General features: G+C 36.4%; 2 protein-coding genes. Both read right to left on the bottom strand.

All coding sequences use genetic code 11. The annotated features are described in order from the left end of the window. Window positions 1–133: TrwH protein (locus tag ACFILD_RS00970; protein ID WP_375661124.1), on the bottom strand; the 133-nt coding region annotated here is incomplete at its 3' end. Window positions 134–373: 240 nt separating this feature from the next. Next, window positions 374–1,219, bottom strand: a complete 846-nt coding sequence (locus tag ACFILD_RS00965) for a type IV secretion system protein (RefSeq protein ID WP_375664643.1) — start codon at window positions 1,217–1,219, stop codon at window positions 374–376. Between the last annotated feature and the right edge of the window lie 34 nt (window positions 1,220–1,253).

Genomic DNA, 1,253 nt, shown 5'->3' with positions numbered 1-1,253 from the left:
CTCGCTTGATTTCGGCAGGGATTGTTTTATTAATAGGCACCCGGTTCCTATCATTTGGCTGTTTTAGCTTTGGTGCTAATACACAAGCCGATAAAAGGTTTGCAATCAAAATTACAAGAATGATCGACTTCATTTTAATATGACTCTTTTTTATTGTTATATACATCCTGATATTTGTTGTCATTATTATTATTTTGAACATAAAGTAAAGTACGTTGTGTGTAATTATTTTACTTTTTTTATTCCATTTTAATTTATAAAAATAGCTCAATTTCAGTGCGAATATTTTTTACTTTAGGATTGGATATTCTTGTTATTTTGTCATATGGGCATTAAGGGCGTCTGTTACGGGAACCATTGCTTTCTATCTCATCTAGTTTCTATGTCTCCATAGATGTCCGAATGTAATGCCTTTTGCGAGAGAATTAGCAATGCTTGATAGTTTGAGTAACAGCATGATGGATATAATGGACAAGATGAGAGCTCCCCCAAACATGAAGCTTATATTCTGGTTGTAATCGAGTTTCATGTCGCTCAAATAGTTTGCAAAGATATTCATCATCAGATTAAATACAGTGGCTAAGAGTAGAAAGAGGATTATATAATTCACGACTTGGATTATCCATTGCTCGAAAAGACGATGAGTTGGTTGCCAGAGCAAAGCAACGATGAAGAGAGGTCCCCATCCGACGAGAAGTGTAATAGCGAGTTTTGTCAGTAGCACGAGACCACCGCCGATTGCTACTACGAAGCTTGTTGCCAGCAAGATGATGATGCCTAAGAGACTGTAAAGCAGCCCATTGGCTTCGAAGAAGACGGTTTCTTGGAAAAGACGGCCTGCATATTGGAATCCTTTGGTTGCTGCTGTATCAAGTAAATTCATTAATTGTGTATCATTGAGTGGATTTGTTATGAGTGCTTTTGATAACTCATAGGGCATTTGTGTTATTAAATCCGCAATTTCACTCTGATAAAGTCCTGTGGTAAGGGATATTGAAGTAATAATACTTATTCGTAGGAAACGATTTACAAATCCGGAGAGAGGCATATCTATAGCGCCCCGGATGATGAGCCAACCATAGATGATGAAAGCGATTGTGAGACTGATTGATACAAAGGGTGTAATTGTAGCTATTGTTTTTGAGGAAATGTCCGTGACATACGTTTTTGTTATCTGATCAACTTTATTGAAAAGTTGCGCGAAAACTGTAAATTTCATGAAATTCCTCTTTAACGAATTTTCAATTTTTTAT

The organism is Bartonella sp. CL162QHHD, from assembly GCF_042195435.1.
Lineage (GTDB): Bacteria > Pseudomonadota > Alphaproteobacteria > Rhizobiales > Rhizobiaceae > Bartonella.
Note: the sequence above shows the minus strand (reverse complement) of the source record. Positions and strands in the feature narration are given on the sequence as shown.

What these genes read in the sequence shown, in the direction of transcription:
- ACFILD_RS00965 (WP_375664643.1), bottom strand. Translation starts at nt 1,219, where the DNA reads ATGAAATTTACAGTTTTCGCGCAACTTTTCAATAAAGTTGATCAGATA.